Raw genomic sequence first — 14,678 nt, forward strand, 5'->3', positions numbered from 1 at the left:
TGCTGTCAAAACCCGTGAACATTTCGAATCCCCGCGGGTGTTGCCCGCCTCCCAAACCGGTGTACATCCGCTGCCCGTTCTCACGGACAGAGCCAACCGCTCGACCATGGCCCCGGCCGACGTCGCCGCGAAGTTCACCGCCTACCGCGAGCTGTTCCGCACCAAGGTCCGCGACAACGACCCGGCCCTCGCCGACCAGGAGCCGGCCGACCGCATGGTGCACTGGTGGCGCCGGACCTGGCCCGGCCACGCCCGGCCCGGGTACCCGCCCGTCGCCCTGGTCGTCACCGAGGCCGGCCCCCTCGCGCTGGCCAACCGCCAGGAGAGGGTCGCCGAGCTCTCCGCCGAGGCCTGGGGCGGGCGGTGGTGCACCGTGCACCGCGACGACAACGACGACGGCTGGCGGGAGTACGACGAGGCCGTGCCCGTCGTCGCGACCACTCTGGAGCTGCTGGCCGAGTACGGGCCGCTCGGGCCGGTGTGGTGGCGCTTCGGCCGCTTGGGCCGGCACTCCCTCATCGAGGCCCTGGAGAACCCGAACAACCGGGCCGCCTGCGACCTACGCCAGGCCGCCCGCGAGGACGAGCAGCAACGGGTCCACCAGGAGCTGATGGACTCCCTGGTCTGCATCGACTGCGGCGACATTCCTGAGGAGGAGAGCACCTGGGAGTACGGCCCCGATGGACGACAGGTTGAGTGGACCCGCCGCCCCGGCGGCCGCTGCCGGCCCTGCCACCAGGACCGCGAGGAACGCCTGGAACGGGAGGCCGAAGAACAGCTGGAGGCCGCCCGCACGGCCAACGCCGCGCTGCGCCCGTGCTGGACGTGCCGGGGCTCGATCGGAGGGAAGGCGGGCTCGGAGCTGGAGTTGCGGGAGAAGGCGGGCCCTGACCGGTTGGAGTGCCCGCAGTGCGCGGCCGATCGGGAGACGGAGGAGCTGGGCCTGTTGGTGCTGCCAGCCCCGACCAGGCGCGAGCAGGTGGCAGCCCTGGTCTCGGCTCCGGACGATCCGTGGTGGGAGGACCGGGTGCTGCACGCCAAGCTCTACCCGGCGAGGGGCCGTCGGGTGTGACCTGAGTAGCCGTGGTGGGGGAAATGGCCTTGATCGCGATCTTGTCTGGACCACTCGGTCAGCGGCTGACGAGCTTGGTCGGCGTCGGTGGACCGGCGAGACCGGTGACTTGGATACGCGCTTTCTGCCGCAGACCCTCAGCTGGGGGATGTCCCGTCAGCGGGTTTCACTGAAGTATCCGAGAAGGTATTTCTTGTAATTCTCGCTAACGGGGGAAATGGAAATTGATGCGCTGCTACGGCGTTCTTTCCGAATGTGCATCATCTGGGCATTGGGGGGCTAATGGCCGGTTCGAGTGCGGCGGTGGTCGCAGGATCTGGCTACCCGCTTGCCCGCCGGAGTTCTGGTGGCGACCCCAGTGACTTGGCTGCTCGGATCCTTGGCAGGGGCCTGCTGCAGTGGTGGATCGGGCCCTTGCCCGGACTCCACGGCCTGACGCAATGCATGGGCGAGCGTGCGGGAATGTCCCTGGGCGCGCGCGTTAAAACGCCGTGGCCTAGAATGAAATAACACTTCTTGAAGGAGGAGCAATGCGCGGATTCCACTGCGTAGATCCGGCGCACGGCAGAATCGATTTCACCGGCGCGGATGACGAGGAGCTGTTCGGAAATATCAAGGCACACGCCGCCGAGGCTCATCCTGCGCTCACCGAAACCCAGATCAGGGAAATGATGGCTGGCGCCGACTGGTGGCGGTCGATGGCGACATCTGGAAACAACGCAGGGTCATCGCCGTCCGCCTACGACAAGTAACGCGCCGCCGACCGGTACGCCGATGTCGGCGACGAGGCCGCCTACGCCACCGCGGCCGACGGCCTGGCCGAGTGGCAGCGCGTGCGCGACCACGCCGTCGAGACCGGGGCCGAGCGCTACGACCCCGACCACGACACCGCCCTCCAGCACGCGCTGTGCCGTGAGCGCCACCGCCGGGACGTCGCTGAATGCGCCCGCGAGGCCGCCCACCAGGCTCGGCAGACCACCGACGCCGCCTACCGCCTCCTGATCCTCCGGCTCCGTGAAGCGGCCGGAGGATCAGGGAGTCGGACAGGCCTCAGTCCGCGGCCTCGCAGGCGAGGTGCGTGATGCGGTGGCGGGTACGAGGCCGGAGCCCGGCGGTGCCGAGCCGCCCGGCGAGGAGCAGGGCCAGAGCCGCGGGCACCAGCGCCCAGGCGGGCAGGTCACCCGGATCGACGTGGCCGGCGAGCAGACCGCTGCCCGCGGCGGCGCCCGCGGCGGAGCCGAGGTACATCGCGGCCATCTGGAACGCGACGACCGGCATCGCCTGCTCGGGCCGGTCCCTGGTCAGGGCCTGCTGCAGGGTGGGGACGCCGGCCCATCCCGCCGCTCCCCAGCACGCCGCCGCGACGAGCCACACGGCCGGGGAGGTGAAGACCCAGAGGGCGGCGAAGCTCCCGAGCAGCGCGGCGGGCAGGACGATGAGCAGCGCACGGGGCCCGTAGGCGTCCAGAGACCTGCCGACCAGGGCGGAGCCGGCGACTCCGCCGATGCCCCAGGCCCACACCAGCGCGAAGCCCCAGCCCTGGATTCCCCGGGCCTCGGCCATGGGCAGCAGGTAGGTGTAGAGCCCGAGGCTGGCCACGCCGAGGAGGAACGCGGCAGCGACCCCGATGAGGGTCCTCGACGACTTCAGCACCGCGAAGGCGGGACCGCGCGAAGCGGGTAGTGGGGGGATCGTGCGCGCCTTGACGGCCAGCGCTCCCATGCCGAGGAGGCCGACGGCGACGACCAGGCCCATCGTCCACCGCCAGTTCAGCTGGTTGCCGATGACCATCCCGACCGGCACTCCGGCGACCGTCCCGGTGGACAGCCCGAAGGTCACCATGGCCATGGCGCGCCCTCGTTCGTGGTCGGCGGCCATCGCGGCGGCGGCCGCGGTCGCCACCGCGGTGAGCACACCGGCACCGGCGCCCGCGATCACCCGCGAGGCGAGGAAGACCTCGATCCCCGGCGCGAGCGCGGTGATGAGGTTGCCGAGATTGAACACCCCCAGCGCGATCAGCAGCGCCCTGGCGGTACTCCCACGGACCAGCGTTCCCGACAGCGACGGCCCGGCCAGGGCGTACGCCGCGGTGAAGCCCGTCACGCCCAGGCCTACCGCCGCGACCGTCGTGGCGAGCGAGCCGGCGATCGAGGGCAGCACTCCGGCGAGGACGTAGGCATCGACACCCAGCGCGATCGCGGCCGCGACAAGGGGCCAGAGGCGGCGGATCACGCGTCCTCCTCGGCGGGAGTGGCCTCCTGGTACCCGTTGAGGACCGTGCTGATCAGGCCCGGGAAGCGCGTCTCCAGGTCGTCCTGGCGCAGCCGGATCATGCACTTGCGTCCTTCGGCTCGGACGAACACCACCCCGGATTCGCGCAGCAGGCCGGTGTGGTGCGTGAGCGTCGACCGCGGCAGGTCCGGCCCCAGTTCGATGCTGTCCACCTCGCCGCGCTCCGCGAGCACCCGCACCATCGACAGCCGCAGCGGCTCGCTCAGCGCGAAGAGCACCCGCGGGATCGCGATCTCGTCAACCTCGGGATGCTCATACACCCGTGACGGCGACATCGGCACCACCTTCAATCGTTCGACTATTTCCGCACGATAATAGTGCGGGAATTCTCGAACGATCAAGCCGGCCGCTCACCCCTCCGGGCCGTCGGGGACGAAGCGGCCGGCGTTGGCACGGATCCAACCGCGCAGCTGGGCCGGCGGGCCGGCCGTGTTCTCGTGCGGGTGTCCCGGCCGGCCTGCGGTCGTGCCCCGCGGCCGGTCCGCAGCGGGCTCGGGCGGTCGTATCGGTGGCGGCCGGTGCCCAGGGGCCGTGCGGGCGGGTCGCCGGGTTGTTCGGGCCGGGCCGGTTGGGCCGCTACTTCTTGAAGCCTCCGCGCGGCCGGGCGGGCGTGCTCGTGGCGGGATCCGGCGGGATCGGTCGGTTTGGATGCCGGGTCGGCTTCTAAACCTCGGAATGTAACCCTCCGGAACTCTTTGCCTTCGGAGGGTGAACAATCGGCTGTTCGAGCGACATGATGCCCCCATCACCACGCTCCGGACACCGAACACAACGGAGCGTCACACCAGGCTCCCTGCCCCCTGTCCGCAAAGGAACCCACGTTCCATGCCCACCCCCGCCCCCGTCCCCACGACCCCCCTGGGCGGGCCCTGCGGCCCCGCCCCGGCACCGTGCGGTGCGCCTTTCCCGCCTGCCGCCCGGCCCCGCCGCCTCCGTGGGCAGCCCGTTCAATGGGTTGCCGCTCCTGCTGTTCCCGGCCCTCGTCCTGGCGTTGGGTACCGCGCCCGCGCAGGAGGCGTTCACCCTGCTTCCGCCGCGCCGCGGCTATCCTGCTGCAGGGGCCGACAGGCGTCGGCTGCCGACCGGTTTCGGAGCGTGCCGTGGATGCGTCCTCCTTCCCTTTCTCCGCAGGTCCGGGGTTCCTGGTCAGACGGCGATCGGGAGTTCTTCGATCCAGCACTCGATGTCCTTCGCGGCGATCACGGCGCGGGCCTGTTCGGCGTCGGCCGCGGTCAGGAAGACGCCCGCGCCGCTGACATGGGGCCCGTCGTGGCGGAGCACCCGGGTCATGACCACGTGGACGCGGCGGTGGCGCTCGCGGCGGACCAGGGCGTCCTGTCCGGCCGCCAGCGCGCCGAGGAGCTCCCGGGCCGGAGCGAGAGTGAGGCCGGCGTCGACACCGTCCAGGGGCGCGGTCGGCCAGATCGGCCTGTCGGGACGGACATCGACGAACAGGCTCTGGAATGTCCGTTCGAGCACCCCTTCCCGCCAACCGAAGGCCATGGCGACCACGTAGTCGCACTCGCCCTGGCTCTCCAGCACGAAGACCCGGTCGTCCTCGTCAAGGTCTGCGGCGCTGTGGTCGGCCCTGACCCGCCGACTCTCGGCCGCGGTGGCGTATCGGACCGCCAGGCCGCGGTAGCCGGTGCGGATCCTCACCGCGCCGACGGGTTTGAACAGCACATCGATCGTCGTCTCGGGCTCGCCGGGTTCGTCGGGGCCGGCGACGCTGCGCAGCAGGAGCTGGCTGTGGCTCGCCGTGTAGGCCAGGAGATGGAACCTGCGTTCGCTGCGGAAGACCTCCTTGCCGGGAACCAGGTGGTCACTGCGAAGCCAGGCACTGTTCGTCACGGTCACGGGCTCAGCGTTCCATGGGAAGGCAACACGTGCCGCGGTGATCCGCAGAATTCCCGCGCTGTCCTTGGCCCAGCCGCCACCGCAGGCGGGAACCGTGCCACTCGGCCCGCTGCGCCTGCTGCGGCGGTGGGGGTATGGGGGGCTGGCCTTCGTCCGGTTGCTGGTTCCGGTGGCGTGTGCCGGTCGGTACTGCTGTCCGCGGGCCCGTCACGGGCGGCTTCCGCCGCGCCGGCGCGACCGTGATCACGACGGCCGCGGGTGGCGCGGCCGCGCGGAGAATCCGGGGACATTAGCTCGAACGGGGCATGCCCTTCCCCGGCCACGACGGCTCTCGGCCTAGCCAGGCCGCCAATCCCGAGGCACACGCGGCGGGTACGGCGGGTAGGCCTCGGTGGCCGTTGCGGGCCCGGGCCGGGACGGCAGGTCCGTCCTGGAGGAGGCCCTTGAGGCGGGTCGGCGGCGGGGACGGCAGCCGGCAGTTCGGTGACAGCCGGTCGCTCGTCGGCCGCCAGGCGCAGGTTCTCCACCGCTGCGCCGGTCTCGGCGGTTGCGGTGCCGGCCAGCGCGCACGGGAATGTCCGCCGCGCCGTTTGCTGCGCCGTGGCCCCGCCGAGCACGACCGGGAGTGGTCCCGGTGATCCAGGACATCGACCGCCTGCTGGAGGGCGCGGGCCCAGGCCCCGCCGCCCGGCCCCGCTACGACCTGGAAGCCGGCCGCCGCTACATCGCCGACCGCCTGGCCGCCCGCCGGGCGATGCCGTCCCCCGCCGCGCCGCCCGGCGGGAGCGCGCCCGTCCCCGCCGTTACCGCCACGTCGGCCTCCTCGGCCGCGGCCGGGCCGCGGGTTCCGGTGGGGATGCTGATCGACGACGCCGCCCGTGACCTGAAGGCCCTGTCGAAGGGCGTCATCCACGAGCCCGGCGCCGGCATGTCGGTGAACGGCTTGGTGACACGCTGGGAGCCGCACGGCGGCCTGGTCTTCGGCTGCCTCTTCGACCTCACCGGCCGCCCCTACCACGCCCAGTGGTGGTGGCAGTTCGCCGCCGGCGCCGGGGAGTCCCTGGCCGCCTACTGCCTCTACCTCCACCACGTGCGCGCCGGTGAACTGCGCGACGCCGAGCACTGGTTCCACCAGGCCACCCGCCTCGGCGAAGACACAGCCCCGCAGCCCCTGCAGCCCACCGCCCCCGACGTGCCCGGTTACCCGCACCTGGCGGTTCTCCTCGCGCCCCCGATCCCCGACGCCACCGCCCTGCCGAGCCCGGACCCCGCCCTGCGCGAGGCCCTCGCCGGCCTGCCCGGCGCGGTCGACGAGATGTGCGGGCCGTTCACCCTGCCCACCGGCGACATCGCCCACCAGCTCCAGGAACTCGCCACCCACTGACCCACCGCCCCGGCCGGGCCCCGCCACCGCGCGGGCCCGGCCCCCCACCGAACCCGGGAGACCCCTGATGCCCACCCGCGACCCCGCGATCCTCGCCCTGGCCACCTCCGCCGCCGGCTACCTGCTGACCCTCACCGGCCTCGCGATCACCGCCATCACCGCCCCCACCCCCGCCCGCCGCCGCGAGGCCCGCACCGTCCTCGCCCTCCTCCTCAACCGCAAGCCCTGACCGGCCGCCGAAACCCGCAGCGGCTGCCACACCGCACCGCACCGCTGCGCACCCCCGGCTGACCGCGGGCGAGCGCGAAGCGGCCCGGTGGCCGACCGGCCCGGGGCGCGGGGCGGGGCGGGTGGTGCGGGCCGGGGGAAGGTCACGTCCCGCCCCGGCCCGGCGGGCGGCCCGGGGGAGGGTTCGAAGCCGAGCGGATAGCAGGCCCCGCCCCGGGTCCCGGCGCGAGCTTCGCGCGGGACGGACACCACCGCGGATGCCGCCCGCCCACCGCTGCCGGGGCCGCCAGGCCGCGGCCCCCTGCGCGGCCGCCAGGCCGCCCGTTTGAGCGCGGGGTGTCCGTGTGGCGCGGTCTGCTTCCCCCGGGGTGTGCTGCGCCGTGTCCCGCTTGCTGTGTCCGGTTCTGGCCGGGGTGCGGGGGCGGGGTGCGGCGGGGGTTTTCTCCGCGTAGATGGGTGTAGCAAGTATGTGCAAAACGTTACATTACGCGGGAAATTGTGTTCCGGGGTGCGGGGATTTTCGGGGGTGGACCGCGTGGTGGACGCGGTGGTCCCGGGGTGTGTGGCGGGCGGATCTTCCGGTGTCGTCGGGTGCGGGTGCGGCGGGCCGTCTGCGTGGTGGTGCAGGGGTGTTCGGCCGCCGCGTGTCCCGGTCCCGGCGGTGCGGCGGGGCGGGGGAGGAAACAGGGCTGACGGCTGTCAGGGGAGCGGGATATCCCTCGGAGGAAGCCAGCCACTACGACCCCCCGGGAGTGTGAGTGGGTGGGGTGGTGTCAGCGGGTTGGTCAGCAGCGCCTGAAATCAGAAGGGAGGGCTGCTGATCTCGACTTTCGTTTGGGGACGTCACAGGTCCTGGCTGTCATGGGGTGACCATCTCGCTGTCATGACGCGCTGATTCGGCGTAGCACACCAGGACTGTGGCTGACATGAGGACGCTCGTTCCTGTGCGACCGGCCCCGGTGGGGGAGTGGGCTGGTACTCATGACCGTTGCGCCTTTGCCCGTGTCGTCCGATCCGAGCTCCAGGGCTGCTGCGGCGTCCAGGCCGCAGGACCCGCTGGTGTCTCGTTCGGGGGAGCGGGCGCTCACCCGCCAGGTGGTGGTCCGGCGTCTGCTTGCGGTGGATGAGGTCGGGCAGTTGTCGTCGGTGCATGTGCGGATCGCGGCCGAGACGGCCGGGGTGTCGGTACGGACGGTGTGGCGGTGGCTGGCCGAGGCCCGGGAAACGGGCCGGGTGGAGATGGCTCCGCGCCGCAAGGGGTTTACGGTCTCGGACGAACTGTGGGACCGGCTATCCGAGCTGGGCGGCAACGTCGCCGCGCTGCACCGGGAACTGACCGCACAGGCGGGGAACGGCCCAAGGCCGGTGCCATCGCTGGGGACGCTGCACCGGGCGGTGCGCCGGGAACAGCGGGCCGGTCGTGTTCTGCAGGGCGTGCGCCATGGGCGTGGTCGGGTGGAGTCGGCGGTGTACGACCGCGCGCTCGCGGAGCTGGCGCTGCCAGGCACGGTCGATGAGGCCGGCCAGGCCCCGCCCGCCACCGAACCCGTGCAGGCGGTTGTGCCCGATGGTTCCGCGGGGGTCGTGCCGCTGGGAGTGCGGTTGTACGTTCCCGGCGCCCACGTCGTCGCGACGAGCCAGCTGGGCGAGGTGACGGAAGCACTCGCACACACGGTCGCCGCGCGGGGGATCGCCTGCGTCTACGGGGATGCGGGGCAGGGCAAGACGGTCGCGATCCATCAGGCTCTGGCTCTGCTGCCGCGCCGTGTGCCGGCTCGCCAGGCGCAGGTGGCGGTGAAGCCGGCTCTGCCGCAGCTGCGTGCCGCGCTGCTGACCGCGTTCGGCCTGCCGGCGACCGCGCTGACGAACCGCACGGATGCGGCCGACCGCGCGCTCATCGACGCCTTCAGCTCCCCGGGGGTGGTGCTGATCGACGACGTGCAGCGCATCGCCGCCCCGGAGCTGGACTACCTGCGGCTGCTCGCGGACGCTCCCGCCACGCAGACCTCGCTGGTGCTGTGCGGGGCCGGGGCCGAGCGCACGCTGGCCCGGGCCCCGGCGCTGGCTTCGCGGGTGCTGACCTGGCAGCACGTCCCGCGCCTGGAGGCATCCCAGGTTCCCGCCGTGCTGCGTCTGTTCCATCCGCTGTGGCACACCGCGGCCGACGCCGACCTCCTGTACGCGGACGAGACCTGTGCGCGGGGGAACTTTCGGACCTGGGCGAAGATCACCTCTCATGCCTACGCGGCGCTGGACCAGCGCCCGGGTACCGGGGCCGATGGCGCGCTGTTGTCCAGGGCGTGCTCCCGGCTCGGCCCCAACCCATGACCCCCGCCACCCTGGTCGCCACCGCGCTGCCGTGCCGACCGCCACGCTGTGGAAAGGACACCGGTGAACACCCCCGCCCCTGACGCCACCACCACCGTCGCGGCGCCTGCGCCGACCGGGGCCGAGCCCGTCCTGGACCCGGTGTCGTTGAAGGCCTTGCGTGTTCCCGCGGTGCGCCGTCTGCTCGCTCTGCGTGCCGAGGGCCGACTCACCCGCGGGCACGTCCACACCACGGCGCAGTGCCTGGCGGTCTCCGACCGGACGGTGTGGCGGTGGCTGGCCGACGCCACGACCGCACCCGCCAGCGCGGACGATCCCGGGGCGCGCCGCATCGATCGGTTCGAGATCACTCCTGAGGTCCGGGTGCTGCTGGCCTACTGGCGCGGCAACGCCTCCGCGGTCCACCGCGAGCTTGTCGCCCGCGCCCACTCGGCCACCAGGGCCGACACTCCGGCCGCCGGAGCCGGTACCACCACCAGTGACGCCACCACGCCGTCATTCCCGCCTCGGTCGGCCGGCCCGGCGATCCCCGGCGGCGCGCCGCCGACGGCCGTTCCGGTGCTGGAGCGGGTTCCGTCGCTGGCGACGTTCCTGCGCGCGGTGCGCCGCGATCTGACGGCGGGGGAGCGGGCCGGGTACCGCCGTGGCCCGGAGGCGGCCCGCGCGCTGGACGTGTTCGGCAAACGCCCCCGCACCTGGCGCAACCACGTTTGGGAGGGCGACCACGTCCAGGCCCCGCTGCGCGTCGTCGCCGACGGGCAGCTGGTGCGGCCGTACGTCACCTGGTTCATCGACTGCGCGACGAAAGCGATCACCGGGGTGGCGGTGACCCCGGGCTGCCCGTCGCGCGCGTCGATCCTGGCGGCGCTGCGCTGTGCGGTGCTGCGCACCGGGGCGTACGGGCCTGTCGGGGGCCGGCCGGAGACGGTGCGGATCGACCGCGGCAAGGACTTCCTCTCCCGCACCGTCACCGCGGCCTTCGACGCGTTCGGAACGACCGTGGACGACCTGCCGGCCTACAGCCCCCATCTGAAGGGCAGCATCGAGCACCTGAACCGCAGCGCGGCCAGGATGCTGTTCGCCGCCCTGCCCGGCTACCGCACCAAGCAGCCCCGCCGCCGCCCAGACCGCCTCCCCACCGCACCCGCCCTGTCGTTCGAGGACTTCACCGCCGAAGTCCTGGCCTACGTCACCTGGTGGAACACCGAACACCACCCACAGGGCCTGAACGGCCACACCCCGCTCCAGGCGTGGCAGACGGACCCGACACCGATCACCGACATCCCGCCCACGGACCTGTGGTCCTTCACGCTCGAAGACGACGGCCGACCCCGCGTCATCACCAGCCACGGGGTCCGCTTCAAGAACCGCGACTACCTCGCCGACTGGATGACCGGCCAGGCCGGCCGCGCAGTCCAGGTCCGGTTCATGCCCCACCACACCCACGAGATCGAAATCTGCGACCCCGCCGGTCACCGCCTGGGCACCGCCCACCTCGCCGACCACGCCACCCCCGAACAACTCGGCGCGCTGCGCCGCGCCCGCACCCGGCGCGCCCAGCGCCTGCGGGCCGAAGCCAAGACGGCCGAGCACCTGCGCCACCAGCGCTTCGCCCCCGCCACCACCCCGACCGCACCGCGCCGCCTGCATGCCGCCACCGCCGCCGAGGCGGCACGGGAGCTGTCCCGCCACCACGAGAGTGACCTCGCCGCGCTGGCGCTGCCGGACCTGATCCCACCCGCCCCGCCACCCGCCGACTGGCCCACCCCGGCCACCGTGAGAACCGCCGCCCGGCCCGCCCCGCCCACCGACCGCGAGGACACCCCGTGACCCGCCGCCTGCCGCCCGCACCCACTGACCAGTACGTCACCCTTCCCCAGGCCCGCCTCGTGGCCACCCGCGCGCTGCTCACCGTGCGCGAGAACCTCGCCGACACCATCGCCGCCCGCGCCATGATGTGCATCCACGGTGGCGCCGGCTTCGGCAAGACCGTCGCGGTGACCAGCTGCCTGCGCGAACTCGAACCCGGCGAAGAGATCCACCGCATCACCTTCCACGCCCGCCCCACCACCCGCGCCGTGCGCCACGAGCTGTTCACCAGCCTCGGCCTACCAGGCCAGCCCCCGCGCTACGCCAGCGAGTTCGACCACCTCCTCAAGACCGCGCTCTCCTCCCACCCTCGCACCCTCGTCCTGGACGAGGCCCAATGGCTCTCCAGCGACCAGCTGGAGTACGTCCGCTACCTCTGGGACGACGCCTACACCCAGCTCGCCGTCGTCTTCGTGGGCGGAGAAGGCTGCTACCAGACCCTGCGCAAGGAACCGATGCTCTCCTCCAGGATCTTCATCTGGCAGCGCCTCGCCCGCCTCACCTCCGACGAGGTCCTGGGCGTCATCCCGCTCTACCACCCCATCTGGGCCGAAGCCGACCCCGGCGACATCGCCTTCGCCGACCAGCACGCGGCCCACGGCAACTTCCGCAACTGGGCTCGCCTGACCGCTCACACCCACACAGCCCTCCAGCGCACCGGCCGCACCCACGTCGACCAGGAAGTACTCCGGTGGGCCTTCAGCCGCCTCGGCCCGACAGGCTGAGCCGCCGTCGCCGGGCGTCGGGCCGTGCCGTTGTTCATCCTTGACCTACGGCCCGACCTGCCGCCGTCCCGTCTACTGTGGAGCCTTGCCCGGTCGCTGCCGCTTCGCCGCTGGAAGCGGCCCGGGGGTCGAACGCCGTGCTGCGCCCGTGCTGGACGTGCCGGGGCTCGATCGGCGGGAAGGAGAGCTCGAAGCTGGAGCTGACCGAGAAGGCCGGCCCGGATCGGCTTGAGTGTCCCGAGTGCTTGCAGGACCGCGCCGTCGAGGACTTGGGCCCGCTGGTGCTGCCCGTCCCGACCAAGCGCGAGCAGATGGCCGCACTGGTCTCCACCCCGGATGACCCCTGGTGGGAAGACCGCGTGCTGCACGCCAAGCTCTACCCGGCGAAGGGCCGCAGGGTGTGACCTGTTGGCCGGTTTGGGCGTGAAATGGCCTCGCACGGTGGGTTGTCTGGACCTTTGGTTGGACCTGTTGGGGTGTCTGGTTGGCGCCGTCCACTCGCTCGGGGTGGTGACTGTGTGTGGGGTTGGGGGTCGGGTCGGCGCGCTGAGGGGTCGGTCCGGTGTTGTGGGCTTGTTTTGGGGTGTTAATTCCGCCAGTAATTCCGTTCGGCTGTTTTTACGGATTGGCTGCCGATTGTGGTCTGAATTCGGGTCGGAATTGCGGTGGCGGGGTGGGTGTTCGGTTTCGTCCGGGGTGGAGCTGCCGGGCCTCCGTGCCGTCCGGGCCCTGGCTGTTCCTGGCGACGCCGTGCTGTCGGCTCTGGGTGTGGTCGGCCCCAGTGGTTCGGGGCCGACCACGGTCGGGGTGTTGGGGTCTATGGCTGTTCGATGGTGATCTGGGTGGGGGCGGACCTGCTGGTGTTGCCGGCCTGGTCCTGGATCGTGTAGTGGAGGTAGAAGGTCCCGTCACCGGCGGCCTGGATGGTGCTCAGGGGGATGGTGATGTTGATCGGCTCCCCGTCCTGTGCGTCTGTCACCTGGTGCTGGACGGGGGCGCTGCGGCCGTTCCAGAACAGCTGGATTTGGTCGCCGGCCTCCATGTTGGGGTAAGGGGCGATGGTGACGGTCACGTCCTGGCCGTCGATGGGGGTCAGGATGACTCCGTCGGCTTCTTCGACGACGGGGGTCGGCAGGGTCGGGTCGGTGTCGCTCATGGGCTGCTCCTCTGGTGTGTCGGGTGGGGCATTCTGATCGTCCTTGCTGATGGTGTGTCAGGTGGTGTGAATCGCCGAAGTGCTCCCCGGGGGTGGGTGGGGGTTGTCGCGGGTGTTGTCGCGTTGCCTGTCGCGTGGGGTGCTGTCGTGTGTTGTGACGTGGGCGGATACCGCTGTTCCCCTGTGTGTGGTCCGGGCGCGACAGGTGGGTGGGACAGGGTGTCGGGGCGGGGCCGCGGCTGCTGCTGGGTGGTGGCCGCTTCCGGGTGCCGACGACCGCCAGGTGCTGGCGGTCCTGGCCGCCGTCCGGGGCGCGCTGTCCGGGGCGGCGGGGCACGGCCGGGACGGCGGCCGCCCGGGAAGGCCGGCCTTGTCGGCGGCCTGGTCCTGGTGGTGGTGCTCGGTGGCTGGGTGCTCGGCGGCGGGGTGCTCGGCGGCGGGGGCGGGTGGGGGTGCAACGCGGTGTTGCGGTGGGGTGCAACGCGGGGCTGTGTTGCGGGTCTGACCAGGTGTTATGTGGCTGGGAGTGGGGGCGGGTGGGTGTGTTGCACTTCGTGTTGCGCCGGGCTGGGCCGGTTGGCCGGCCTCGGCGGCCCGCGCCCGGCTGCCCGCGTCGCCCGGTGCCGCGCCCCGCCGTCCTGCTGCTGCGCCCTGGCCGCCCGTCCTGGCCCCTGGGTTGCTCGGCCGTCTCGGGGCCCGCCCTGGCCGCCGTCCTGGCTCGGTGTTCGGTTTGGTGTCGCTGCTCCGGGAATTGCTCCGTTGACGCCGGACGGGATTTCCTGGGCGGTCTGGAAGGGCGGTCGCCGTGTCGGTGGCGAGGGCCGTAGGCCCCTTTCCGGTGTGCCTGAATTCGATTCATCGCCGCTGCGCCCCGCGAGGCTTTCCGATTGCCGCCTGAAAGGGAGTGGAAGGTAATTCAGATTCCCGCCGAAAGTGCGACCGGATAGGGCCTGGATGGGCGGTTGCCGCAAGGTTGCCTGTTCATGTCCCGCGCCCGTCCCGAGCCCGTCCGGGGGTCGGTAGGACAGGGTTGTACGGAAGTCGGGGAAACGCCACCGGATTCGCTTCGGATTCCCTCCGGGAGTCTGCGGTCGGGGGCCCGTCAGGGACCGCCGTCCAGGGCGCCCGTGAGGGCCCGCCACTGGGGCTGGGAAGGCCGAGCCGGACCGGGTGGCCCGGAGGTTGCTCCCGAGGGCCGCAGGCCCCGCCCCAGGGGCACCGGATGGGCCGCCAGCCCAGCAACCAGGCGGCGGACCGGCCACCGGCCGGGACCGGGGGAGGCCCCCCGGGGGTGGGGTTGTGACTGATACCGGAAGTCCGCGACACATCGTCAACGCCGAGGGCCGCAGGCCCCGGCCGGCACCCCGCCCGCCCGGAGGGATGGCCTACTACCCGAATTCCGCGTCACATCGTCAACGCTCACCCCCGGGCGCAGCCCGGGAAACCCTGCCAGCAAACCGGCCCGTAGGGCCGTGAAAACACCGGCCCAGCAAAGACCGGAAAGCAGAACGATTGACGGGCCGTAGGCCCGGGAGAAAGCCACCGGAAAGGCGGAGCGCAGCGACGCCCAACCCCCACCCACAACAACCCGCACACACCCACGAATTCGCCACCGGCGAATTCCCCCAACCCCGCACCCACCTGCCGAGGCGTAGCCGAGGCCACACCACGCACGGTGACGGCGTAGCCGGCACCCCCGCACCTGGCGGTGCGTCAGCATCGCCGCTCCCGGCGCCAGCCGGGAGCTTAAGCTCCGCTTCCGCCCCC

12 protein-coding genes are annotated in these 14,678 nt (G+C 72.3%); 8 read left to right on the forward strand and 4 right to left on the reverse strand.

Features of this window, described 5'->3' with window-relative positions; genetic code table 11:
* Window positions 1-106: 106 nt before the first annotated feature.
* Window positions 107-1,072, forward strand: a complete 966-nt coding sequence (locus ABT238_RS37875) for a hypothetical protein (protein ID WP_350806810.1) — start codon at window positions 107-109, stop codon at window positions 1,070-1,072.
* A gap of 530 nt (window positions 1,073-1,602) precedes the next feature.
* Window positions 1,603-1,824, forward strand: coding sequence for a hypothetical protein (locus tag ABT238_RS37880; RefSeq protein WP_350806812.1), 222 nt, complete (start codon window positions 1,603-1,605; stop codon window positions 1,822-1,824).
* Between the two features lie 298 nt (window positions 1,825-2,122).
* Here ABT238_RS37880 and ABT238_RS37885 read toward each other — a convergent pair whose 3' ends face one another.
* From ABT238_RS37885 to ABT238_RS37895, 3 genes are all read right to left on the reverse strand, one after another.
* Window positions 2,123-3,304, reverse strand: coding sequence for an MFS transporter (locus ABT238_RS37885; RefSeq protein WP_350806817.1), 1,182 nt, complete (start codon window positions 3,302-3,304; stop codon window positions 2,123-2,125).
* Entirely contained in the window at window positions 3,301-3,639 is a 339-nt protein-coding gene (locus tag ABT238_RS37890; protein WP_350806820.1) for an ArsR/SmtB family transcription factor, read from the reverse strand. The genes ABT238_RS37885 and ABT238_RS37890 overlap by 4 nt, the downstream gene beginning before the upstream one ends.
* Window positions 3,640-4,510: 871 nt before the next feature.
* Window positions 4,511-5,221, reverse strand: a complete 711-nt coding sequence (locus ABT238_RS37895) for a hypothetical protein (RefSeq protein WP_350806825.1) — start codon at window positions 5,219-5,221, stop codon at window positions 4,511-4,513.
* Between the two features lie 634 nt (window positions 5,222-5,855).
* Between ABT238_RS37895 and ABT238_RS37900 the strand changes: the two genes are divergently transcribed.
* The 6 genes from ABT238_RS37900 (at window position 5,856) to ABT238_RS37925 (ending at window position 12,159) form a co-directional block, all read left to right on the forward strand.
* Window positions 5,856-6,605, forward strand: coding sequence for a hypothetical protein (locus ABT238_RS37900; RefSeq protein ID WP_350806828.1), 750 nt, complete (start codon window positions 5,856-5,858; stop codon window positions 6,603-6,605).
* A gap of 67 nt (window positions 6,606-6,672) precedes the next feature.
* On the forward strand, window positions 6,673-6,834 hold the full coding sequence (locus ABT238_RS37905; protein WP_350806832.1) for a hypothetical protein: 162 nt from the start codon (window positions 6,673-6,675) through the stop codon (window positions 6,832-6,834).
* 980 nt (window positions 6,835-7,814) lie between these two features.
* On the forward strand, window positions 7,815-9,161 hold the full coding sequence (locus ABT238_RS37910; protein ID WP_350564672.1) for an AAA family ATPase: 1,347 nt from the start codon (window positions 7,815-7,817) through the stop codon (window positions 9,159-9,161).
* A gap of 63 nt (window positions 9,162-9,224) precedes the next feature.
* Entirely contained in the window at window positions 9,225-10,991 is a 1,767-nt protein-coding gene (locus ABT238_RS37915) for a TnsB C-terminal domain-containing protein (protein ID WP_350564670.1), read from the forward strand.
* Entirely contained in the window at window positions 10,988-11,755 is a 768-nt protein-coding gene (locus ABT238_RS37920; protein WP_350806842.1) for an AAA family ATPase, read from the forward strand. The genes ABT238_RS37915 and ABT238_RS37920 overlap by 4 nt, the downstream gene beginning before the upstream one ends.
* Before the next feature lie 137 nt (window positions 11,756-11,892).
* On the forward strand, window positions 11,893-12,159 hold the full coding sequence (locus ABT238_RS37925) for a hypothetical protein (protein ID WP_350806845.1): 267 nt from the start codon (window positions 11,893-11,895) through the stop codon (window positions 12,157-12,159).
* Between the two features lie 413 nt (window positions 12,160-12,572).
* Here the strand turns inward: ABT238_RS37925 and ABT238_RS37930 are convergent, their stop codons facing one another.
* Window positions 12,573-12,911 carry a hypothetical protein gene (locus tag ABT238_RS37930; protein ID WP_350806849.1) on the reverse strand — a complete coding sequence of 113 codons (339 nt, stop codon included), beginning with the start codon at window positions 12,909-12,911 and terminating at the stop codon, window positions 12,573-12,575.
* Between the last annotated feature and the right edge of the window lie 1,767 nt (window positions 12,912-14,678).

It is taken from the genome of Kitasatospora sp. NPDC001527 (assembly GCF_040298605.1).
GTDB lineage: Bacteria > Actinomycetota > Actinomycetes > Streptomycetales > Streptomycetaceae > Kitasatospora.

Excerpts from the sequence above, each read along its gene's own strand:
- ABT238_RS37880 (WP_350806812.1), top strand. The coding sequence starts at position 1,603 with ATGCGCGGATTCCACTGCGTAGATCCGGCGCACGGCAGAATCGATTTC.
- ABT238_RS37875 (WP_350806810.1), top strand. The coding sequence starts at position 107 with ATGGCCCCGGCCGACGTCGCCGCGAAGTTCACCGCCTACCGCGAGCTG.
- ABT238_RS37930 (WP_350806849.1), bottom strand. The coding sequence starts at position 12,911 with ATGAGCGACACCGACCCGACCCTGCCGACCCCCGTCGTCGAAGAAGCC.
- ABT238_RS37910 (WP_350564672.1), top strand. The coding sequence starts at position 7,815 with ATGACCGTTGCGCCTTTGCCCGTGTCGTCCGATCCGAGCTCCAGGGCT.
- ABT238_RS37890 (WP_350806820.1), bottom strand. The coding sequence starts at position 3,639 with ATGTCGCCGTCACGGGTGTATGAGCATCCCGAGGTTGACGAGATCGCG.
- ABT238_RS37905 (WP_350806832.1), top strand. The coding sequence starts at position 6,673 with ATGCCCACCCGCGACCCCGCGATCCTCGCCCTGGCCACCTCCGCCGCC.